This window comes from Endozoicomonas elysicola (assembly GCF_000710775.1).
In the GTDB taxonomy this organism is placed as follows: Bacteria; Pseudomonadota; Gammaproteobacteria; order Pseudomonadales; family Endozoicomonadaceae; genus Endozoicomonas; species Endozoicomonas elysicola.
Map to the genome: position 1 here is coordinate 3,224,827 of NZ_JOJP01000001.1, position 21,829 is coordinate 3,246,655.

The 21,829-nt window shown below is 47.3% G+C and carries 17 protein-coding genes; 10 read left to right on the top strand and 7 right to left on the bottom strand.

Going from position 1 to position 21,829, the window contains the following annotated elements:
* Nucleotides 1-13 precede the first annotated feature (13 nt).
* A complete protein-coding gene (locus GV64_RS13855) occupies nucleotides 14-1,615 on the top strand; it encodes an ABC transporter ATP-binding protein (protein ID WP_020583523.1) in 1,602 nt (533 codons plus the stop codon).
* Between the two features lie 290 nt (nucleotides 1,616-1,905).
* Here GV64_RS13855 and GV64_RS13860 read toward each other — a convergent pair whose 3' ends face one another.
* Both GV64_RS13860 and cysK read right to left on the bottom strand, forming a co-directional pair.
* Nucleotides 1,906-2,199, bottom strand: coding sequence for an RNA recognition motif domain-containing protein (locus GV64_RS13860; protein WP_020583524.1), 294 nt, complete (start codon nucleotides 2,197-2,199; stop codon nucleotides 1,906-1,908).
* 481 nt (nucleotides 2,200-2,680) lie between these two features.
* Nucleotides 2,681-3,652, bottom strand: coding sequence for a cysteine synthase A (gene cysK / locus GV64_RS13865; protein WP_020583525.1), 972 nt, complete (start codon nucleotides 3,650-3,652; stop codon nucleotides 2,681-2,683).
* A 334-nt stretch (nucleotides 3,653-3,986) separates the two neighbouring features.
* Here cysK and GV64_RS13870 point away from each other — a divergent pair, with 334 nt between their 5' ends.
* Nucleotides 3,987-4,826 (top strand): AAA family ATPase, encoded by an 840-nt coding sequence (locus tag GV64_RS13870; protein WP_020583526.1) that lies wholly within the window; start codon nucleotides 3,987-3,989, stop codon nucleotides 4,824-4,826.
* An 18-nt stretch (nucleotides 4,827-4,844) separates the two neighbouring features.
* The gene (locus tag GV64_RS13875; RefSeq protein WP_020583527.1) at nucleotides 4,845-6,020 is read left to right on the top strand and encodes a vWA domain-containing protein; all 1,176 of its coding nucleotides are present in this window, start codon (nucleotides 4,845-4,847) and stop codon (nucleotides 6,018-6,020) included.
* Nucleotides 6,021-6,072: 52 nt separating this feature from the next.
* Here GV64_RS13875 and cobB read toward each other — a convergent pair whose 3' ends face one another.
* Nucleotides 6,073-6,780, bottom strand: a complete 708-nt coding sequence (gene cobB, locus GV64_RS13880) for a Sir2 family NAD+-dependent deacetylase (protein ID WP_020583528.1) — start codon at nucleotides 6,778-6,780, stop codon at nucleotides 6,073-6,075.
* Nucleotides 6,781-6,797: 17 nt separating this feature from the next.
* Nucleotides 6,798-8,171 (bottom strand): hypothetical protein, encoded by a 1,374-nt coding sequence (locus GV64_RS13885; protein WP_020583529.1) that lies wholly within the window; start codon nucleotides 8,169-8,171, stop codon nucleotides 6,798-6,800.
* Nucleotides 8,172-8,473: 302 nt separating this feature from the next.
* Here GV64_RS13885 and GV64_RS13890 point away from each other — a divergent pair, with 302 nt between their 5' ends.
* On the top strand, nucleotides 8,474-9,715 hold the full coding sequence (locus tag GV64_RS13890; protein ID WP_020583530.1) for an AraC family transcriptional regulator: 1,242 nt from the start codon (nucleotides 8,474-8,476) through the stop codon (nucleotides 9,713-9,715).
* 76 nt (nucleotides 9,716-9,791) lie between these two features.
* A complete protein-coding gene (locus tag GV64_RS13895; RefSeq protein ID WP_020583531.1) occupies nucleotides 9,792-11,294 on the top strand; it encodes a hypothetical protein in 1,503 nt (500 codons plus the stop codon).
* 67 nt (nucleotides 11,295-11,361) lie between these two features.
* Here the strand turns inward: GV64_RS13895 and GV64_RS13900 are convergent, their stop codons facing one another.
* A complete protein-coding gene (locus GV64_RS13900) occupies nucleotides 11,362-11,766 on the bottom strand; it encodes a hypothetical protein (protein WP_020583532.1) in 405 nt (134 codons plus the stop codon).
* Between the two features lie 262 nt (nucleotides 11,767-12,028).
* Between GV64_RS13900 and GV64_RS13905 the strand changes: the two genes are divergently transcribed.
* From GV64_RS13905 to ade, 3 genes are all read left to right on the top strand, one after another.
* Complete coding sequence (locus GV64_RS13905; protein ID WP_020583533.1) at nucleotides 12,029-13,384, top strand: NCS2 family permease; 1,356 nt, start codon at nucleotides 12,029-12,031, stop codon at nucleotides 13,382-13,384.
* Between the two features lie 116 nt (nucleotides 13,385-13,500).
* Nucleotides 13,501-15,279 carry an adenine deaminase C-terminal domain-containing protein gene (locus GV64_RS13910; RefSeq protein ID WP_020583534.1) on the top strand — a complete coding sequence of 593 codons (1,779 nt, stop codon included), beginning with the start codon at nucleotides 13,501-13,503 and terminating at the stop codon, nucleotides 15,277-15,279.
* A gap of 89 nt (nucleotides 15,280-15,368) precedes the next feature.
* Nucleotides 15,369-17,087 carry an adenine deaminase gene (gene ade / locus GV64_RS13915; RefSeq protein WP_020583535.1) on the top strand — a complete coding sequence of 573 codons (1,719 nt, stop codon included), beginning with the start codon at nucleotides 15,369-15,371 and terminating at the stop codon, nucleotides 17,085-17,087.
* A gap of 124 nt (nucleotides 17,088-17,211) precedes the next feature.
* Here the strand turns inward: ade and GV64_RS13920 are convergent, their stop codons facing one another.
* Nucleotides 17,212-17,856 (bottom strand): ankyrin repeat domain-containing protein, encoded by a 645-nt coding sequence (locus tag GV64_RS13920; RefSeq protein WP_020583536.1) that lies wholly within the window; start codon nucleotides 17,854-17,856, stop codon nucleotides 17,212-17,214.
* A gap of 370 nt (nucleotides 17,857-18,226) precedes the next feature.
* A complete protein-coding gene (locus tag GV64_RS13925) occupies nucleotides 18,227-20,065 on the bottom strand; it encodes a beta-ketoacyl synthase (protein WP_020583538.1) in 1,839 nt (612 codons plus the stop codon).
* 172 nt (nucleotides 20,066-20,237) lie between these two features.
* Here GV64_RS13925 and GV64_RS13930 point away from each other — a divergent pair, with 172 nt between their 5' ends.
* Together GV64_RS13930 and GV64_RS13935 are read left to right on the top strand one after the other, a co-directional pair.
* Nucleotides 20,238-21,251: a GlxA family transcriptional regulator gene (locus tag GV64_RS13930; RefSeq protein ID WP_081622168.1), complete on the top strand. Its 1,014-nt coding sequence runs from the start codon at nucleotides 20,238-20,240 to the stop codon at nucleotides 21,249-21,251.
* 134 nt (nucleotides 21,252-21,385) lie between these two features.
* Nucleotides 21,386-21,829 carry a DUF2147 domain-containing protein gene (locus tag GV64_RS13935; RefSeq protein WP_020583540.1) on the top strand — a complete coding sequence of 148 codons (444 nt, stop codon included), beginning with the start codon at nucleotides 21,386-21,388 and terminating at the stop codon, nucleotides 21,827-21,829.

Below are 21,829 nucleotides of genomic sequence, written 5' to 3' on the forward strand. Positions count from 1 at the left end.
TAAGAGAAACGTTATGGACAAACCGTTACTGGCAATTAACGATCTGAAAATCCGTTTCCAACAGGGAGACAGTGGTGTTGATGCCGTTAAGGGGGTTACTTTTTCTGTCAATGCAGGGGAGACCGTCGGACTGGTGGGTGAGTCAGGTTCTGGCAAGTCCATTACGGCATTGAGCATTCTGCAGCTACTCCCAGAGAATGCCAAATGCTCAGGTACTGTTCAATTTAATGATGAAGCTCTGCAGGACTATTCAAAGTCACAAATGCGGAAAATCCGGGGCCATAAAATCAGTATGATTTTTCAGGAGCCCATGACGGCATTAAACCCTCTGCATACCATCGAAAAACAGATATGCGAAGTACTGGGTATTCATCTTGGCCTTAAAAACAGCGAAGCAACGGCGAAGGCTCTTGAGCTTCTGGAACTTGTTGGCATTCGGGATGCAAAAAATCGCTTAAAGGCCTATCCCCATGAATTGTCGGGAGGGCAGCGGCAACGGGCAATGATAGCCATGGCCCTGGCTTGTGAACCCACACTGTTAATTGCCGATGAACCAACAACCGCCCTGGACGTCACCGTTCAACGACAGATCCTCAGTCTGCTGGCCGATCTGCAGAATAAACTCGGAATGGCCATCCTGTTTATCAGCCATGACCTGAACTTGATTCGGCACGTTTCCGATCGCATCTGTGTTATGAAAGATGGGGCCATTGTTGAACAAGGGCCAACAGAAACCGTCTTTACCACGCCTCAGCACCCTTACACCATAGACTTGCTCAATGCCGAGCCTTCCGGAGAACCTGAACCTCTAAACGAATGTCCGATAGAATTAGTGTCAGGTGAAAACATAAGAGTCTGGTTTCCTATCAAAAAAGGCTTTTTCAAAAAGACGGTTGGCTATGTCAAAGCCGTAACCGACCTTTCTCTGGATATTCACCAGGGTGAAACCCTGGGTATTGTCGGAGAGTCCGGTTCTGGCAAAACGACATTAGGAATGGCACTGCTTAAGCTGCAAACTTCAGAAGGCCTGATTCAGTTTGAAGATCAACGTATAGACTGCATGAATCAGAAGCAGTTTCGCCCACTTCGTAGGGAAATGCAGATTGTCTTTCAGGACCCTTTTGGCAGCCTTAGCCCTAGGATGACCATTGCTGAGATTGTGGGCGAAGGCCTTGATATCCATAAACTAGCCACTGAAAAGAACCGGGAGCAGATGATCATCTCTGCCCTGACTGATGTAGGTCTGGATCCCGAATGCCGTCACCGTTACCCCCATGAATTCTCTGGTGGTCAACGTCAACGCATATCCATTGCCAGAGCTCTGGCTCTCAAGCCAAAGTTGATTGTTCTGGATGAACCTACGTCAGCACTGGATAGAACCGTCCAGTCGCAGATTATCGACTTATTGAGAACATTGCAGCAAAAGTACAATCTCAGCTACATTTTTATCAGTCATGATCTTGCTGTGGTCAAGGCAATGAGTCATCGCATCATAGTAATGCAGGACGGCAAGATCGTAGAACAGGGGCTTACAGGGCAAATTTTTAATCAGCCTAAAGAAGCGTATACCCAGGAACTTATTAATGCTGCTTTTGAATCTCGACAGCATGCATAGGACTTATAACAATCGCATTTTCTAAATCCCTATTGCGTTGCCTGCCTCGAGGGTAATCCTACCAGTCATGCTCATAACGGATTTAGAAAATTTGATTGATATTAATTAAATATCACGCCACAACCCATGGATGGTAATTTTAACAATCAAATGCAATTATCAAACAAATAGCAGCCAGGGAGATTAAGTTTCTCATTTTAAAACTCAAAAAAATCTTTTAACACTATTTATCGGATAGTGTTAACCAGTGAGTACCTGTACGCTGTTACACGGTAGCTCTGCTTAAACAGCTATTGATTAAAACTGTTAAAAGACTTTTGAGACTTTCCAGTAGATTGCTTCTGACGAGCGTCATTCACTCGTATTGGGCGGCCAGCAACTTCCTTTCCATCCATTGCTCGGGCAGCTTCTGCTTCAGACTCTTTTTCAAAAGTAATAAATGCAAAACCTCTTGAACGATCAGTCTCCCGATCTCTCATCAACTTGATATCTTCAATGACACCAAATGATTCAAAAGCCTGTTCAAGATCTTCCTCAACTGCGGTATAAGCGAGGTTGCCGATGTATAAAGTCCTTTTTTGCATGGAAAAACTCTGATTTTTCTCTTGTTTACACGCAAATCCTTGCGTAGTCAGGGTTAAATTACCTCAATGAATACATCCATGTTCAGATTCTCACATCACATAGTTGTTGTCCACTGGCTTATCGGCAATCCGCTGGTGTTCATTAATATCTATGAAAGGTAGACATTAAGCATCTATCCATTAATTTCTTTGAACCACGAAGCACACGAAGAGCAGAAAGGAAAAGAAAAGCTTTTCTCAGTCCTCTTTATGTGCTTCATGGTTCCAATTGAAGTGCCTGCAACACGTATCAAGCAACATGTCTGCACCCGTTAAAAAGCCAAAGAACGAGGGTAGAAGCAGAGGCAGAGAAAACAAAACCCTTTTATTTCTACCCTAAGAATATCTATTAACTGGGCATAGTATTTAACGTACGAAGCACACAAACAAAAAGATAGAGTCATTCCTTTGTGCACTTTGTAATTTCAATGATTCAAATTAACTATTGAACACTTTCATTTTCCGAGAAGACACCTTCAAACAGTACCGTTGAAAGGTAACGCTCACCAGAGTCAGGCAAGATAACAACTATGGCCTTACCTCTATTTTCAGGCTGCTCAGCAACTTTCAGTGCAGCACTGACAGCTGCCCCGCCGGAAATACCAGCAAGAACCCCCTCTTCACGCATCAAGCGATGAGCCATCTCTATTGCATCTTCATTGGACACCTGTTCAACCTGATCCACCAGCCTCAGGTCGAGATTCGCCGGGATAAAGCCTGCGCCAATTCCCTGAATCTTATGAGGTGCAGGCTTTACTTCTATACCTGCCAAGGTCTGACTGATAACCGGTGAAGCACTGGGCTCGACGGCAACGGATGTAATTTTCCTGCCCTGAATTTCCTTGATATAACGGGATACACCGGAAATTGTGCCGCCAGTACCGACACCAGCTACAAAGATATCAATGTTTCCATTAAGGGCGTTCCAGATTTCCGGGCCGGTTGTCTCTTCGTGAATCCGTGGATTAGCTGGATTCTCAAACTGCTGAAGCAACAAATACTTCTCAGAATTTTCTTCGGCCAGTTCTTTTGCCTTTGCAATAGCCCCTGGCATTCCTTTAGCAGGCTCGGTAAGAACAATGTTCGCCCCGAGAGACTTCATGACTTTACGACGCTCAATACTCATGGAGGCAGGCATGGTCAACGTCAGTGGAATCCCTCGGGAGGCCGCTACAAATGCCAGCGCGATACCCGTGTTTCCGCTGGTTGGTTCAACCAGCTCCATACCAGGTTTCAACTTGCCAGAACGTTCTGCATCCCAAATCATACTGGCGCCAATACGGCATTTGACACTGTTCGCAGGATTTCTGGATTCTATTTTTACGTAAATCTCATGGCCTTTTGCCAGACGATTCAGTTTAACCAGTGGCGTATTACCAATAGCCTGAGAATTATCCTGATAGACCTGCGTCATAAAAGTCCCTTCCTTAATCTTCTGTAAATAATTATGTTCCTGTTTAAGGCATAATCATTGCCTTGAACTTTCTTATAGCGTGAGACTATCTCGTTCAATAATATTTCGTAAAGTAATTTAAAATTATAGAGTTATATAAAATATCTATAACATTGAATTATCTACTTTTCAGCAAGGTCCCATCACCCAAGGGCCTCAAATGGCTACCCATTATCCTCCCTTTTGAGTTACCCTTACCCGCAACTCAATTCCCCCAAAGACATAAACGAAATACGTCTGCTTTAACGAGTAATCAGTTAACGCCCTGTTTCATAATAAAAAAGACAATTGACCTATGAGCTTCGAAAGTACCGACCAGTATATTGCTACAGAAGACCTGAGAATGGCCGTCAATGCAGCAGTAACATTGCAACGCCCTCTTCTTATTAAAGGTGAACCCGGCACCGGTAAGACCATGCTGGCAGAACAGGTGGCCCGTTCACTGGGGAAAGAGCTTCTGCAGTGGCATATCAAGTCAACCACCAAAGCCCAGCAGGGACTCTACGAATACGATGCTGTCTCCCGCCTGCGGGATTCTCAGCTGGGTGATGAGCGTGTTCACGATATCAGCAACTACATTGTGAAAGGCAAGCTCTGGGAGGCCTTTGAGTCACAAGAGCAGTCCGTTTTGCTGATCGATGAAATAGATAAGGCCGATATCGAATTCCCCAATGACCTGCTGCAAGAGCTGGATAAGATGGAGTTCAATGTTTACGAGACCCAGCAACAGATCAAAGCCAGACAACGCCCTATCGTCATTATCACCAGCAACAACGAGAAAGAGCTGCCCGATGCCTTTCTGAGACGGTGTTTCTTTCATTACATCAGCTTTCCTGATGCAAAAACCATGAGAAAAATCGTTCAGGTTCACTTTCCAAACCTGCAACAAAAACTGGTGGATGAGGCTCTGCAGGTATTTTTTGAACTCAGAGAGATTCCGGGCCTTAAAAAGAAGCCCTCTACTTCAGAGTTGATCGACTGGCTGAAACTGCTCAACTCAGACGACATTCCTGCAGATATTCTGCAAAACCGGGATACCCGAAGTGCCATTCCCCCCCTGCATGGTGCACTGGTAAAAAATGAGCAGGATGTTTACCTGCTGGAGCGCCTGGCCTTTATGAGTCGACGTGGTTAACCGGCCCGAGGAACCACCATGCTGACCAATTTTTTTGAAACCGTTCGGGCATTTGGTGTACCTGCCACCACCCGTGAGTACCTTGACCTGCTGGCGGCGCTGGATGCAAAACTGATCTATGCCGATCAGGAAGGCTTTTATCAGTTATCTCGAACCATTCTGGTCAAGGATGAGAGGCATTACGACAAGTTTGATAAAGCCTGTCAGGCATTTTTCAACGGCCTTGAGTCCATGGACGACATGCTCGAAGGCATGATTCCGGAAGAATGGCTGAGGCAGGAGTTTATCCGACAGCTTTCCGATGAGGACAAGGCAAATATCCAGGGCATGAAAAACCTCCAGGAGTTGCTCGAGACGTTCCGTCAGAGAATGGAGGAGCAGAAAGGTCGTCACCAGGGCGGTAATAAGTGGATTGGCACCGGTGGCACCTCACCTTTTGGGGCATATGGCTATAACCCCTCAGGGATTCGGATTGGCCAGAATGAATCGAGACATCGTAAAGCCACCAAAGTCTGGGATAAACGGGAATTTAAAAACCTGGATAATGACGAGCAACTCGGTAGCCGCAATATGAAAATGGCCCTTCGCCGATTGCGCCGATTTGCCCGTCAGGGAGCAGCAGACCAGCTCGACCTTGATGACACGGTTCGCTCAACCGCCAGCAAGGGTATGCTGGATATCAAAATGGTGCCGGAACGCCATAACGCCGTGAAAGTACTACTGTTCATGGATATTGGCGGCTCTATGGACGATCACGTCCGCCTGTGCGAAGAGCTCTTTGCCTGCTGTCGAACCGAGTTCAAACACCTTGAGTTCTATTACTTCCATAACTATCTCTATGAAAGTGTCTGGCAGGATAACCGTCGCCGCCAGCAGGAGCGTATTAACCTCTGGGATGTTATTCATCGCTACGGCAAAGACTACCGGGTTATTTTTGTTGGAGACGCCGCCATGTCTCCCTATGAAATTACCTCACCCGGTGGCAGTGTTGAACATTTCAATGAAGAAGCTGGGCATGTCTGGATGTCACGGGTGAAAGCCCATTTTGACCGTGTCGCATGGTTGAACCCCACACCGGAACATGCCTGGCAATATACTTCTTCAACACGGCTGATTGATGAGCAGATGGAAGGCAAAATGTTTCCCCTGACCATCAATGGGCTGGAAGAAGCGATGAGCTATCTTGCTGGATAACTGAATACCCGATAGGCAACACTTGGTGTTGCCTGCCAATAGTATAAGATCACTACTTGAGTGAACTGAAGAACCGCTCAACCACTTCGGTAGCTGGCCCGTAATGCTGTTCATCAAACAGTGAGCCGTGATTCCCAGGCTCAAGGTTTAATTCAACGGTCTTTGCTCCTGCCGCAGCCGCCTCCTGAACGAAACCTGCCGCTGGATACACATTTCCAGAGGTGCCAATGGAAACAAAAAGATCACAGTTTGACAGTGCCTGATAGATCTCGTCCATCTGTAAAGGCATCTCACCGAACCAGACAATGTGTGGGCGGAGATTTCCCGCAACACCGCAGCATTCACATTGAGTATCAACGGTAACATCCTGATCCCAATGAAAAACCTCCTCGGTGTCCTGACAGTGAACTTTCAGCAGTTCACCATGCATATGAATCAGACGGGTGCTCCCCGCTCTCTCATGGAGATCATCAACATTCTGAGTCACCAGAAGAAAGCTTCCAGAGAACTGACGTTCAAACTCAGCAAGTGCCTGATGAGCACGGTTTGGTTCGACTGAGTTCAGCTGACGCCTTCTATCGTTGTAAAATCGTTGTACCAGTGAGGGGTTTCGAGCGTACCCTTCAGGTGTTGCCACATCCTCAACAGGGTGATTTTCCCAGAGTCCGTCGCCGGCCCGGAATGTTCTGATTCCGGACTCAGCCGAGATTCCCGCACCGGTCAGTACTACTATGGATGAATAGGGGGATGAACAGTGCAAGCAAACCTCCTGGTCAATCAGCGACGATATTTAGCAGTAAAGTGTATAATTTTCTGGGTACCGGCAGAAACCTCAACACGAAGCTGATCCATTTTTTCCAGTGTTGCACCCTTAACACTCTCAAGCTTAATCAGATTAGGATCACGCTCCTTTATTAGCAGTGTAATGCTGTCTTCCTGATCATTTGAGACCGTCGCCTGCCATTTAACCACCAGCTCTTTGTCACTCTTCTGTTCAACGTCCAGTCGTGTACGCTCAACACGCACAGCCAGCGCTTCTCCCATGGTCAACCAGGCGTGATCACCCGCGGTTGTTTTGGGCAACCATGAGTTACCACTGATGATATAGCCGCCATCCGGGTCCTGTTCATACATACGAACCTGTGCTGGTGGAAGGTCCAGCGGTGCCTCAAACTTCCAGGTCAACCTGGGACGCTCAGCCATGGAAGTTCTGCCACCGGTCGAACGGCCATACACGTCAAGGGTGTATAGCTTTTCAAGGTGCAATGCTTCTGAAAAAAGATCAATCAGCTGCTTGCTATTGGCAGGCAGGACGGTGTCCTTTGGCAAAGTAGAAAGCAATACTTCACCGACACGCTCACCGTAGTCACCCGCATCAGCCACCACCGATGCTTCAAGCATCCGGTTCTTACGGTAAAAGCCAGGAACACCACCCTCGCCACCGGCAACCAAACGAATTTTTGCCTGATTGAAATTGATATTGGAACTGTTGGTCAGCAGTGTTTTTAATTCCAGACGTCCCTGGTTCTGCGATAAAAGCGTTAAACGATAATGGCTGTCATAGCTTAACTGAGGGGTGATATAAGTAAGCTTCAGAGGCCCACTGACCGGTTGCTGGCCAAAATCCGCCGTCAGGTATTTGAGACTTTTACCCTGAGTCTCCGAAGAAACCCGTGACAGTATCCTCAAGCCCTGGGGGTCGTGATAATCGATAAAATACTGACGGCCATTACTGCCTTCCACCAGCCCGATTCCCTGCTGATAGCTGACCAGTTTACCCTGAATGGCTACGTTCAGGCCGCCACCAAACACTTCAACATTTTTACCCACCAGATTCCGGTAGTAATTATCCCGGTCCAGACCTCCCTGGTACCAGAAGATTTCCTCAGGCCGGTAAACGGTTTCACCATTAACGTATTCAAGGTTCAGACTGCCATCAAGCCGGTTGATTGGCAGACCGGAAATCTCAAGGCTGCCCTTTGCATCGGGTCGGGAATTGAACGTCTGACTGATCAGGGCCTTATCACTGTAGAGCGTCACTACTGTCGACTTTGGCTGCTCAACATTCAGCTTGCCAGGTAATGCCTCGCCCGAAGCCTTGGCCACCATAAATCCGGACACCAGCAGAACCAACAATGAGTGCTTAAACATATTGGGCTCCTGTAAACCACCACTGAATCGCTTGTTTTGCGACAACTGTAAAACGAACAAAGAGGCTTGTCTTCCAAAACATCAAAAATCAAAGCATCATTCTGAAAATGATGCGGAGCGTGAGGGAATTTCGAAATTTTTTGTGGAATATCACAAGAAATCTGCAACCTCTATCCGGTGTGTAATTTGTTTCAATAAGCAGGTATCCTATTGAAACTTAACTATCTATCAGCCGACAAAAACACAAAAACCGTCAGCATCCAACACAATCAGACAAAAAAGATCAGGATCAGGATACGCGAGTGAAGTATCTACTTTGGGGCACATTCATCACCGAGTTTATTCTCTTATTTTCTCTCTTTATCAGAAGTAGTCGACAAGACAGCCTCAGGTTAATCGACCGCTTTCTTTGCCTGCCAGTATTGGTGAGCATGCTGCATCTGGTTATGTATATCGCCACGACAGGTAACCACCAGGGGCAGATTATCGCCAGCACCAGCTATCTGGTTTTACGATCTTTGCTTCACCCGATTTTATTCCTGACAACACTGATATTAGTGAATCATCAGAAAAAAACTGAACTCCGGGATATCGTTCACTTCTGTCCTTTTCTTCTTCTACTGATCGTCGCCCTGGAAGGCAGTTGGATCCAGCAACTGATCCCAACCCAGGAGTGGCATGCCTTTATACCCGTACTGGCACTGCCTCCCATGGTGAACCTGGCGTTACTGTTAATGCTGAGTATGATCTTCGCAGGTTACCAATGGGCCACACTGAAACTCGCATGGCCCTCAATCACCACCGTTTGGCAGGACACCACAGAGCACATCGGCTTACGCTGGGTCTGCTTTTTCTCAATATTCAATATCTTATTTACAGTGCTTGCATCACTTTTTTACGTGGGAACTCGTATCAACCACCCCGACAGTGCGCCCGACTCGGGAGGCGAGGTTTACACGCTGCTCTCCAGCCTGTTTACTCTGGCCTTCTGTCTGTTTTACCTGAAATCGACAGCACTAATAGTGATAGAAGATTCTCCGAAGGAAAGCGCGGTAAATCTGCCCGACGATGACGACGATACCGAAGTAACTTCGGACTGTATTAAATATCGACACAGTGGACTGAGTGATACGGAGTCCATTCACTATTTTCAAATGGTTGATGAGCTGCTGCGCAACAAAAAATTGTATCTTGAACAAAACCTGAAAGTCGCAGACCTCTCCAATGAGCTGGGGCTTGGCAGTTCATACATCAGCCAGGTGATCAATCAGAATACCGGCCACTCTTTTAATGACTATATCAATCAATTCCGGGTTGAAGTTGTCAGAGCCAAGATAGAGGCGTTGGCCAATACGGGGACAAGGCTGCTTCCCAAGGACCTTGGCTATGAAGCAGGGTTTGGTTCGGGCTCAACCTTATACAAGGCGTTTCGACAAATCACCGGATCAACCCCCAAACAGTACCTGGTTTCCTGTCTAAATCTGGAAAATAAAAAATTACAAAATCCTGAAAATTCTTTGCAATCTCTAGAACCGGTAGATTAGAAAATCTTTTTTGACTGAATATGGCTTCCGAACCGGGCTTTACCAAAGCTCGAGAATAAAAATGAGGAAGTCGACAATGAAAAGAAAAATACTGGCCAGTGCCGTTGCTTTGGTCATGGGGACAATGGCAGCCCATGCCAGCACTATTCTTGATGGAACAAAAGATCAGCTCCGTGCAAATGGTATGATTGTACAGGACAGAAACAGCATGTCCGCCTATGTGGATTGCCTGGTTAGCGATGCTGAAGTTTGCCAGAACTACGCTAACACATCTCTGCTCTACAGTGGCAACCTCTTTCCCTGTGCGGTTGATGGTTGTAATGAAGCAGGTCCTGGGATGCCCATAGAATTACCCGGCAGCGAGCCAATTGAGTTCAAGGCTTCCGCCACCTGGACCATAGAAACCAACGAGGCCATGGTGATGTATGGCATTCTCCCTCCAGGTGTCACCCACTTTGGCTATGAAACTCTGGTTTATGAGCGTTCAGAATCTGAAATTCCTAACCCAGGTGGCAAAACGCCATTACAGGAAGGCGAGAACCCACCGGATAAAAAACGAGTCAATGGTGTCATTATTGATGCTGCGGTTGGCGAAACACGCAATGAATTCACCATGAAAAATGTTCCTAACCCCGATGCATTGGGTGAAGGACAGGTGTTTGTTCATATTGCTACCCCAAACCAGCTGCTGGCGGCCAAAATCAAGCAGGCCTTCATCGATAATGGCTATCCTGAAGAAGGCATCAATATCAAGGGGTTACCTGAAAAGCACTTTACTTTCAGTAATGATCCAGCCATTGGTGATAGCTTCAGAACCATTGGCCGGTTTGCCCGCCCATTTGAAAGTGAAGATGCTGTTATGGACTGGACCAGTAGCAAGCCGGTTCAACTGATGCGCGTCACCGCCAATGAAGATACCGGTTATATTCCATTTCCTGTAGAAGAGGAAATTGATCGCCTGACAGGACGACAGGAGTTGAAGCCCTGGCAAAGAGACAACTATCGCAAATGGCTCAGAGAAACCAAGCATGAGTACGGAAGATATGATGCCAGTGCCGTCATTAAGGCGAGAGATTACAGTGCAGAGCACTGCATTGAAACTGGCAGCTACTGCTGGGGCAATAACCTGGATGCGTTATATGTCGACATCAATGACCCTGAAACCGATAAAATGATGATTGTGGATTTCAGTAATCCTGATAGCCAGCTGGTCATTACCGGTGTTGATCATGTTGCTACAAACTATGCCAAATTCTGGAACTTTGGCTTTTATCACCCCGAGACTGGCAGAGCTATTGCGACCATTGATTTTGACAAGGTGCAGCTTCAGGAATACGACAACAGAAGGCCTAACCCGAGAAAGCCAGTCACTTTCATAGAGCGGAGTGCTGACAAGAACTTCTTCCGACTGGCAGTTAAATCCGATTGTACCGGTGTCAATAATTGCTTTGAAGTTGATACCAGCCAGAGTGATGGTAAGTTCAAAATCATGATGCGGACTTACGTAAATCCTCAGACTGGTACCGGTCCTGACTTCTCTGAAGTTGTTAATCCTGAGTTCTGGGTTTATAAGAACTGATATTTAGTCCAATAGGAAAACAATACGAACTGGCTGAGGTCTGTTCGTATTGTTATAAAATGAATGGCTAGTACATATCATCAGGCCCCAGCCTGTATGGTTTTTCATCTTTCACTGTGGAAGGCTCCTTTCCGTAGGCTATATCACCAGATTGCGGCATTGCACTGTCTTGATTTTCATCCACTTCATTAACCTTTCCGAAAGTCACATCCCCTGATAGAGGAACAACAAGGGGCTTAGAATCATTGCTGAGTTTTATGTCTCTCTTACACAACCCTTCACAAAACTCCATTCCGTAGCGATTATGTTTGCTCTCAAAGTATGAAAAGGCGTTATCGGCGGAAATAACGACTGATTTTCCGAAAAACATTCGGAGCTGATTAAAAAAACCAATCGATTGATTCTCATTTTTATAATTTACAGCATCCTGCCCAGTAATTTTTACATGTGTCGATCCATGTCGCTCAATCATGCTTGATTCTCCTTAATCATCAAGTCTCCTATAACTCTATCTGTCACACCCTCTAGCTACTGCTTGACCGTATTTTTTTAGAACTATAGCACCCATAAAAATTTGAACTATGGACAGCCAAGCACGCAAAATCCACCTACAGCTTTAAGTAATTTACGTAAGTTATTGTTTTTATGGATGCAATTAATTTGCACGATCGTATAATAATTTTGAACGGAACGATCGTTCATTATCATCCATCGATTTCCCATCCGAGTTTGTAATGACTACTGCGGCTATTGAAGCATCCCGTCATATTACTGAATCCCAATGCCCTCCACCGGAAAAGACCGGATGGATAGACCGTCAGTTTCAGCTTCAGGCCAAAGGCACCCATATCCGTCAGGAAGTCATGGCCGGCATAACCACCTTCCTGACCATGGCCTACATCATCTTTGTAAACCCGCAGATTCTTTCCGCTGCGGGTATGGATGCTCAGGCCGTGTTTGTCACCACCTGCCTGATCGCCGCCATTGGCAGTATTGCCATGGGTCTACTGGCTAACCTGCCCATTGCCATGGCACCGGCTATGGGTCTGAACAGCTACTTTGCTTTTGTTCTGGTGGGCGGTATGGGACTGGCCTGGCAGACCGGTATGGCCGTGATCTTCTGGGGCTCGTTACTGTTTGCGGCGGTTGCGGGGTTTCGTACCTACATCATCACCAGTATTCCCTTAAGCCTGCGCATTGGTATTGCCACTGGCTGTGGTCTGATGATTGCTCTGGTGGGCCTGCACAATGCCGGCATTATTGTGGCCACGCCAAGCACCATGGTGACCATCGGTGACGTTCGCTCCATCCCGTTTGTTCTGGGTTGTGCCAGCTTTCTGCTGATGATGGTTCTGGTTCAACGTGGCTTTAAAGCGGCAGTTCTGATCTCAATAATCGCCATTACTTTTGTTGGCTGGTTACTGGGTGATGTGGAATACCAGGGCATCGCTTCATTACCGCCCAGTATTGCACCAGTCCTTGGCCAGCTTGACCTGATGGGCGCTCTTGATCTCAGCCTGATTGGGGTCATTATCTCCGTTATGCTGGTCAGCCTCTTTGAGTCTGCTGGGACCTTTGTTGCGGTAACGGATAAAGCCGGGCTTGCGGACGAAACCGGCAATTACCCGAACGCCACAAAATCCCTGTTTGTGGACAGCCTCAGCTCTGCTGCCGGTGCATTTATGGGTACGTCTTCCGTCTGCCCGTACGTTGAAAGTGCAACCGGTGTCGTTGAAGGCGGCAGAACCGGTCTGATGGCTGTAGTGGTTGGTCTGCTATTTTTGATGGCCATTTTCTTCTCACCCCTGGCCGCGATGATTCCAGCTTATGCCACTGCAGGCGCCCTGATTTATGTTGGCCTGCTGATGACCTCCGAGTTAACCCGAGTTCAATGGCACGATCTGACCGAAGCCGTTCCTGCCTTTGTGGCCACCGTGATGATTCCCTTCAGCTTCACGCTGACCGAAGGAATTGCCACCGGCTTTATCACCTACACCGTAATCAAACTGGCGTCTGGCAGAAGACATGAAGTCTCGCCCGTATGTGCCTTATTAACTGTGGTATTTCTGGCTCGATACGCCTTTTTATAGACCACTGTTTTAGAAATTTGTAACACGCGGCCGTTTGCGTCATCAGGTAATGAAACCAGAGACCACCACCTTAAAAAGCCGTATTGAAGACCATTATTTGAGTTGAGTGAAACACAATGATTAAAGAAAACCTGCGCGATCTGATTGACGCTGGCGCTGCCCGTATTCCTGCTGACCTGGTGATCAAAAACGGTCAACTGGTGAACGTCACCTCGGCAGAGATCTACCCTGCTGATATCGCCGTTTACCGTTCAAGAATCGTTGCCACTGGTGATGTTGAAGCCTACATCGGTGAAAACACCCAGATTATCGACGCTGAAAACAAATACCTGGTTCCCGGTCTGATCGACGGCCATCTGCACATTGAGTGCAGCAAGATGTCCATGACCAGCTTTGCCAAAGCCGTGGTGCCCTGCGGTACCACCAGCATTGTCTCTGGTCTGGACCAGTATCTGGTGACTGCAGGTCTGGAAGGCGTTCGCGAAGTTCTTGACGAAATCAGCCAGGGACCACTGAAAGTGTTCTGGGGCCTGCCGTTTACCGCGCCTTACACCCTGCCAGAATCCACCGTTGGCTTTAACGTGACCCCGGAAGTGCACCAGGAAGTTCAGAAGTGGCCTGAAGTCTATGGCGTCTGGGAAACCGTTTCCGAGTTTGTTGAAAACAAACACGACGGTGTGATGAAGGCCATCGAGCTGGCCGGTGAAAACAATCTGCCTATCTTTGGTTGCGCACCCATGACCACAGGTACACGCCTGAACTCGGTTCTTTGTGCCGGTGTCCGTCTGGACCATGAAAGCTATGACCACAACGAAGCCATGGAAAAAATCCGCAAGGGCATGTTCCTGCTGATTCGTGAATCATCCATCTCTCACTTCCTTAATGAAAACATGAAGGTCGTGACGCATATCAATCCGCGTGTGGCCCGTCGTGTCAGCTTCTGTACTGACGACGTGATTCCATCAGAAATTCTTGAAAACGGCCATATGGATAAACTGATCCGTATGACCATCGCGGCGGGTGTTGACCCGATCACTGCCATCCAGATGGGTTCCCTGAACAGTGCCGAAGCCTATCGTATTGATCACCTGGTGGGCTCTATCTCTCCAGGAAAAATCGCCGACATTTTGCTGGTGGAAGACCTGCGCAAGTTCAATATCGATAAGGTCATCGCCAAGGGCAAACTGGTGGTTGATGGCGGCAAGATGGCGATTGACCTGCAACCACCAGCACGCAGTGAAATTCTATCTTCCAAGCTGAGAATCCCATCCATTACCCCTGCTGACATGAAGGTATACACCGACCTCACAGCAGACAAGGTGAACGTACTGTCCATGGAAGTGGATTTTGATGTACCTTTCGTCCGTCGCCGCCGAGATGTTCAGCTCAACGTTGAAAATGGTGTGGTGCTGCCGGATGTTGAAAACGATGTTCTCTACGCCACAGTGGTTGAGCGTTTTGGCAAGAATGGTAATAAGCCAGTGGCCTTTGTTTCCGGCTGGAAGCTAAAAGCCGGTGCCATGGCCAGCTCCAAAGCTCCGGATGACAACAATATTGTCTGTATCGGTACCAACTCTGAGGATATGTCCACTGCCATCAACTATCTGGCTGAAAAAGGTGGCGGTCAGGTGATTGTGAAAGACGGCGAGATCATTGATTTCATTCACCTGCCAATCTGTGGTGTTACTTCCGATATCAGCCCAGAGGAAATGGCCGCAGCAGAACTGAATATGAAGGCAATTGCAAGAGAACTGGGCTGTGACCTGCCTGACCCTGTTTTCTACATGTGCTGCCTGGAAATCACAGCCATCCCTGATTACGCCATGACCGATCTGGGTGCCGTGTGCTTTGCTACCCAGAGCGTCTTTGATCCGGTGTTAAGTGCTGCTGAATAACGCACGCTGAAAGACAAGTGATTGCATGAGTCATCGACCGGGCACCCTGCCCGGTCTTTTGCCAGATAGTTTACGAGTAGCCTTAACGTATGAAACAACTGATTGATATGGCCGCTGGCCGCATCCCCGTAGATACACTGATTATCAACTGCAAAGTCGTTGATGTTTTTAACCAGCGCCTTATTGATGGCCCACTGGCCCTGGGGATGGGCAAAGTCATTGGGATTGGTGATTATGAAGCGCGTGAGATCATAGATGCCAATGGCGGTATTGTGATGCCAGGCCTGATCGACAGCCATGTGCATATCGAGTCGTCGTCCATCACGCCACCTCAGTTTGCCCGTATTGTACTGCCTCATGGCACAACCACTGTTATTGCCGACCCACACGAAATCGCCAATGTCTGTGGTCTCGATGGCATTCGTTATATGCTGGATGCATCAAAGAACCTGCCACTGAATGTGAAGATCATGCTGCCCTCCTGTGTACCCGCGACACCCTTTGAGGAAGCTGGGGCCAAATTGATGGCAGAAGACCTGGCCGAGCTGATTAGCCACCCGGATGTCCTGGGCGTTGGGGAAGTCATGGACTTCCCTGCCGTCATCAATGGTGATGAAGCCATGCTGGCCAAAGTCAAACTGGCACACGACCATGGCTATATTGCTGATGGCCACAGCCCCGGGCTGAAAGGATTGGATCTTCAGGCCTATGCCATGGCGGGCATTAAAACCGATCATGAGTGCTCCAGTATTGAAGCGATGCTCGCACGTATCCAGATGGGTATGTACATTCAGATCCGTGAAGGCTCCGCCTGTAAAGATCTGCTGGAACTGGTGAAAGGCGTCAATGCCGCAAATGCCAGCCGTTGTCTGTTCTGTACCGATGACCGAGAGCCCAAGGATATTATCAATGGCGGTCATATCAATAAGAACCTTCGCCTTGCGGTTGAAGCCGGCATTGATCCGATCATGGCCATTACCATCGGCACCCTGAATGCTGCGGAGTGCTATGGCCTCAAAAAGAAGGGAGCCCTGGCGCCCGGTTATGATGGTGATGTGGTGATTGTTGAAAACCTGCAAAGCTTCAAAGTACGCCGTGTGTTCTGTGCGGGTCAGGAAATCTCACGAAATGGTGAATTGCTGGTCGATATTCAGGACTATCACTGCCCTTCGGTACTGAACACCGTGAACCTGGCTCCCCTGAGCATTGAGAATTTCCACCTTCCACTGACTTCCGATAAAGCAAGAGCAATGGGTGTATTGCCCGGTGGTGTTTTAACCAAAGCTTTGGAGGTCGATGTTCAAGTCAATTCGCACGGTTTATTTGACCCTCAGCTCAACCCTGGCCTGAATAAGCTGGCAGTGATTGAACGCCACAAAGCGTCTGGTAATATGTCGCTCGCCATACTCGCTGACTATGGACTGACTGGCGGGGCTATCGCCACGACGGTTTCCCATGATTCACATAATATTGTGGTGGTGGGTGACAATGACCAGGACATGTTAGCTGCCGTTAAACAGGTGGAATCCATCGGTGGTGGGTTTGTTCTGGTCCATAATGGCGAAGTGATTGGAGAGCTGCCTTTACCGATTGCTGGCCTCATGTCTGACCAGAATGCTGAAACCGTTGCAAAGACGATGGGAGACCTTTTAGGCAAGGCACGAAACACACTGGGCGTGAATACCAATATTCAGCCGTTGATGACGCTGGTCTTTATGAGCCTGCCGGTGATTCCTGAGCTAAAGCTGACATCGAATGGATTGTTTGATGTCAGAGCGTTTTCTTTTACTGACACCAGCATTATTTGAAATTTTATACATCTGGCAATGATTAATCATTGTCAGATAACAGTTTGTATATAGAATATCTGATATCACAGTTTTACTGATTCAATTTTTTCCTCTGGGTTTATTAACGCTTTCAAGGCACGCGTTAAAAATATACCTCTTCCAAATTTTCTGGTCTACTCGCATAGATCTTGTTTCTGACAACCTCTTCAGACAACCCCATGCTCTTGGCCAATTCATCCAGTTTCGCACCATTTTTGATTAAATATTTGCAGCACTCTATGTGACCATAATTATAAGCATAATAATTTGCGTTATTCCCTGAGAGATCATTATGATGGATATCAGCATTACTCTGGACAAGGATTTCTACAACCATGTAATGACCATTTGCCGCGGCCTGAATCAATGCTGTTCGCCCATATTTATTAACATGATCCACTTTTGCATGAGCTTGAAGAAGCATTCTAACACTGCTTAATTCACCTAATTCAGCTGCATAGATAAGTCCGGTAGAACCATGATAATCATAAGCATTTATCATCACTTTGCACTGAATCAAGTGATCTACTACTCGGGGAAACCGACTACACACAGCTTCATGCAGGGCTGTCCTTCTGAAATCATCCGCAGCATTAATATTACTGTCATGCGCCACTAACAATGCTACCGTATCAACATGACCTTTCTGTGCAGCCAATATTAACGGTGTTCGCCCCATGAACCCGACAACGTTTGGATTCCCCCCCTGATTAATAAGTGAATAAATTTTTTCATTTTGACCCAACATTGAGGCTTTGAGTAGCTTTCTAGAAACTGGGTTATCAATACACTTTATATAAGGGGAGACTGTAGCAGTGGAACTTCGTCTAAGTCCCTCAGTAAATGAAGTATTTACATTGCAAGTTTCCCTGCAACCAAATGAGAAACCTGCTGAGGTAGTTCTAGAACTTATACCCTCAAGATTCAAGGCAGCGAGAAAAGAAGATAGAAATTGAGATGAGGTACTTCTATTTGGAAACATAATTTGCAATGAACGTCTAATCGAAGGTCATAAAAAGATCTCCTGAAGTCATATAAAGTTCCCAAAGAAATTCAAAAAATATTTTGATAAATAGAACTTCAGGCATTGCAGGTCACAATGCCTGAGCTTATTTCGATTAAAACTCCCAGAAAGGGTTTTCCATCTCCAAGTTTAAAGCCTTTCCATAACCCGGGACTTTAACCTGTTTTTCAGTAAACTCCAGGTCAGAGCCATCCAATACACCTTCTCCAAACTGATAAATAGGGCTCACTTCACCTGTTTTACAGAGCCCCTCGTAATTATCCTGCTGACGAGCAACTGACTCGTTTTTCTGCTGCCACTGAGTCATGGCTTTACCACCATGACGCACCGTTAGCATCTTCCGTGTCATTTCAGGGCTAAGTAACAGTGCTGTAGCATTATTGCCACCAAAGCCCTTGGCATTGACCAAAGCAAGATCCATTTGATCGGAACCAGTTTCAAAGTGATTGAGCAGAATATTCAGACGCTCTGAATGAACATCTTCTGCCAGACCTTTAATTGTCTGAATTCCTGGAATCACACCATGCTTCCAGACACCCAGCGTCGCCATAATCTGATCACCACCAGCAGCACCAATGGAGTGACCAACATAGCTTTTCACCGCGGCAACAGGCCAGTTTTCAATACCAAACGTTTTAGCTGTTTCGCTGAGGATCTGCGACTCAGTCACCCGGTTCTGAGGTGTTCCTGTACCATGGGCCTGGACAAAACTGCGATAACGAAGGGCATCATCACCCGCGATGGCTCTGCCAAGTGCAGCTGCTCGCGCTACAGTCAGGTGATTCCCAGCGCCAGGAGCTGAAATGGATTTTTTGAACCCATCCGCATTAATGAACACATCAGCCACGGCTCCCATAATCTCAGCGCCACACTCAAGCGCGAGTTCATCATCCATCAGTACCAGAAACTGACTGGATTCAGCAATGGTAAAACCGGCATTATCGCCAAATGGGCGGCAAGCTCTTCGCCAGTCGGGATTATCCGAATCTGATAGTCCATCCAGATTTCTCAGCGCTGCATCCGTGGTTAACGCCCCCATCGTGGAATAACCTTCCATGATTTCAGGTGTTATTGGTGCTTCACTGTTACCCACTATAACCAGACGTCGCCGACCACTGCGAATCTCAGATGCTGCCTGCTCAAGATTATAGAGCATCGTGGCGCAGGCTCCCATGCCTGTACCCGTTCCACCCAGCGAGCCAAGTACATAAGCATTGATGAAATCTGCAGACATTTCTGCAAAGCCTAATGGACACTGTTTGGAAGTAACTCGCTTACCCAGCAAACGGGCCTGCAGCATACCGCCATTTCCGTTGTAATCCATCTGGCTCATTGCACTGCCAGCGTAAACAGCTATCTCCTCAGGGCTCAGCTTCTGCTTGATAGCATTCCAGTCCATACCTGAAGAAAAAATGGCATCTGACGCACCAAAGACAGTCATTGCCAGTGATCGGGGATGATTTCGGGACTGATAAAGTTGCTCCGGTGAAAACCCTGTAGGAAGCTGACCTGCCGAACTTACCAGGGATTGCCTGGTTGCTGGCACCATCAGCTGCTGACTACCCTCGATACGGACTTTTACACGGCCATCTTCCAACTTTTCCAGCTGCCAGCCTGTGGGTAATGGGTCGGGCAGGCGGCGCCCTCGAAGAATGATTTCAGTTCCATGCTCAGCTTGAATCATCTGATGTACAGGGATCGCCTGACTGTCAAAGAGGTTTTTTTCCAGCTGCCGAATAAGTGTGCCCGAGAGAATATCATCCCGGCTGCTGTCAACCGGCAAGTTTCTCAGTGTTCGAAGCGCTGAAAGCGTATCACGCTGGGACTGGTCATCCAGACATTCAAGAACCAAACGACGATAGCCATGAAAACCAGAAGTTCTTCCAGCCGAGCTGACCCCACCTTGAGCAACAATAACGGGTAATCTGGACAAACCACACTCCTGTATAACAGCATCACCTGCTACTCAGATTTTGAGTTCAAGTCGATGGTCATGAATGCAAATTAAGAATTAAACGAAGTTGGCACTAGTTTAATGATTTCGTGATAAAGTAAACCAGATTAAAAAGACATAAATCCAGACAGATAAGACATACGTTTGAATAATGTTTAGACAACCCCCCCCATTAAAGCTGAACCGGGTGTTAATACCTATGGTGGAGCATATGATCAGCACCAGCGTAACATTGCCGCTGGAAATGCTTGAAGCAGCAATGACTTATACTCGCCTAACGAGCACAAAGAAAACTATTGAGGTTCACTTTTGCGCTCTGAAACCAGAACCTGTGACCACCACCGGTGGGTTGCGACTCACACCGGATCGGACCTTCAAGCAAAGTGGCATTGGCGATTTGATACTGATACCAGCGCTCTGGCGGAATCCGATCCCGGTCGTTAGAAAGCACCCGGATATTATTGAATGGATCAAACTGCAATACGATGCAGGCGCTGTATTTGCAGCGGCTGGAACCGGCGTAACCTTTATGGCTGCTGCCGGCTTGCTGGACAACAAGCCCGCCACTACCCATTGGTTCTACATGGAAAAGCTGCAACGTTTCTTTCCGGAAGTCGATTTCAAGCCGAATCACCTGATCACACGGGCTGATCGTATTTATTGCGCGGGCAGTGTTAACTCGGTTGCTGATTTGATGGTGCATCTTCTGGGTGTGTCATTGGGAGAATCGGTTGCCCAGAGGGTTGAACAGCAGTTTTCCCATGAAATCAGAAAGCCCTTTAAAGACACCCACTATGCAGATGACCACACCACTGCCCATCAGGATGAAATTATCGTTTCGCTTCAGGACTTCATTCACCATCAGTTTGTCAGTGATATTTCTATTGAAGACATGTGCAGACTATCAGGCCTGAACACCCGAACACTCAATCGCCGCTTCCAGCAGGCCACCAGCTCAGCCCCTATGGAGTACGTTCGCAAAATCAGACTTGATCAGGCGAGAGACCTATTAAAGAATACAAATCTGAGTATTGCCGAGATTGCCTTGCAGGTGGGTTATTCTGACGCCGATTATTTTTCCAGACTGTTTAAACGTCAATACCAGCTCACGCCTTCTGAATTTCGCAGAAGTGTTCGAGGCAAATTGTTTTATCTTAATGATTAGGAATTGCTCTAATTACAGCAGCAAGGTTATTCTGTATTGGATTTATCATGGATGAGCACAATAGCTGCCCAGTCAAGATTGCTCAATAAATTTTATAAACACTGGAGAAACCGGTGTATTGGAGATCGACTCTCATGTTCTTGAAAAAACGCACCCTGGCAGTTAGCTTGCTTGCTGCGTGCCTGTCATCTGCTACCTTTGCATCCTCCCCGCTGGGTATCTGGAAGACAGTTGATGACAGTTCTGGTGAAGCCAAAAGTTATGTCACAATCTATGAAGAAAATGGCAAAGTATCTGGCAAAGTGACTCAGATCCTTGACCCTGCCAAACAGGACAGTATCTGCGACCAGTGTAAAGGGGATCTGAAGGATCAGAAAATTCAGGGTATGACGATCCTTTGGGGTATGGAAAAACAAGGCAGTAAGTACGACGATGGTAAAATCGTTGACCCAGAGTCTGGAAAGGTATACAGCGCTAATATGAAAGTTCTTGAAGATGGCAAAAAGTTAGAAGTCCGGGGCTACATCGGATTCTCTTTGATTGGCCGCTCACAAACTTGGGAACGTGTTGAAGAGTAA

Bases quoted from the DNA above. Each gene is read 5' to 3' on its own strand.
- GV64_RS13935 (WP_020583540.1), top strand. From the start codon at position 21,386: ATGTTCTTGAAAAAACGCACCCTGGCAGTTAGCTTGCTTGCTGCGTGC.
- GV64_RS13860 (WP_020583524.1), bottom strand. From the start codon at position 2,199: ATGCAAAAAAGGACTTTATACATCGGCAACCTCGCTTATACCGCAGTT.
- GV64_RS13930 (WP_081622168.1), top strand. From the start codon at position 20,238: ATGTTTAGACAACCCCCCCCATTAAAGCTGAACCGGGTGTTAATACCT.
- GV64_RS13900 (WP_020583532.1), bottom strand. From the start codon at position 11,766: ATGATTGAGCGACATGGATCGACACATGTAAAAATTACTGGGCAGGAT.
- cysK (WP_020583525.1), bottom strand. From the start codon at position 3,652: ATGACGCAGGTCTATCAGGATAATTCTCAGGCTATTGGTAATACGCCA.
- GV64_RS13870 (WP_020583526.1), top strand. From the start codon at position 3,987: ATGAGCTTCGAAAGTACCGACCAGTATATTGCTACAGAAGACCTGAGA.
- GV64_RS13885 (WP_020583529.1), bottom strand. From the start codon at position 8,171: ATGTTTAAGCACTCATTGTTGGTTCTGCTGGTGTCCGGATTTATGGTG.
- GV64_RS13905 (WP_020583533.1), top strand. From the start codon at position 12,029: ATGACTACTGCGGCTATTGAAGCATCCCGTCATATTACTGAATCCCAA.
- GV64_RS13920 (WP_020583536.1), bottom strand. From the start codon at position 17,856: ATGTTGGGTCAAAATGAAAAAATTTATTCACTTATTAATCAGGGGGGG.
- GV64_RS13910 (WP_020583534.1), top strand. From the start codon at position 13,501: ATGATTAAAGAAAACCTGCGCGATCTGATTGACGCTGGCGCTGCCCGT.
- ade (WP_020583535.1), top strand. From the start codon at position 15,369: ATGAAACAACTGATTGATATGGCCGCTGGCCGCATCCCCGTAGATACA.
- GV64_RS13895 (WP_020583531.1), top strand. From the start codon at position 9,792: ATGAAAAGAAAAATACTGGCCAGTGCCGTTGCTTTGGTCATGGGGACA.
- GV64_RS13875 (WP_020583527.1), top strand. From the start codon at position 4,845: ATGCTGACCAATTTTTTTGAAACCGTTCGGGCATTTGGTGTACCTGCC.
- GV64_RS13855 (WP_020583523.1), top strand. From the start codon at position 14: ATGGACAAACCGTTACTGGCAATTAACGATCTGAAAATCCGTTTCCAA.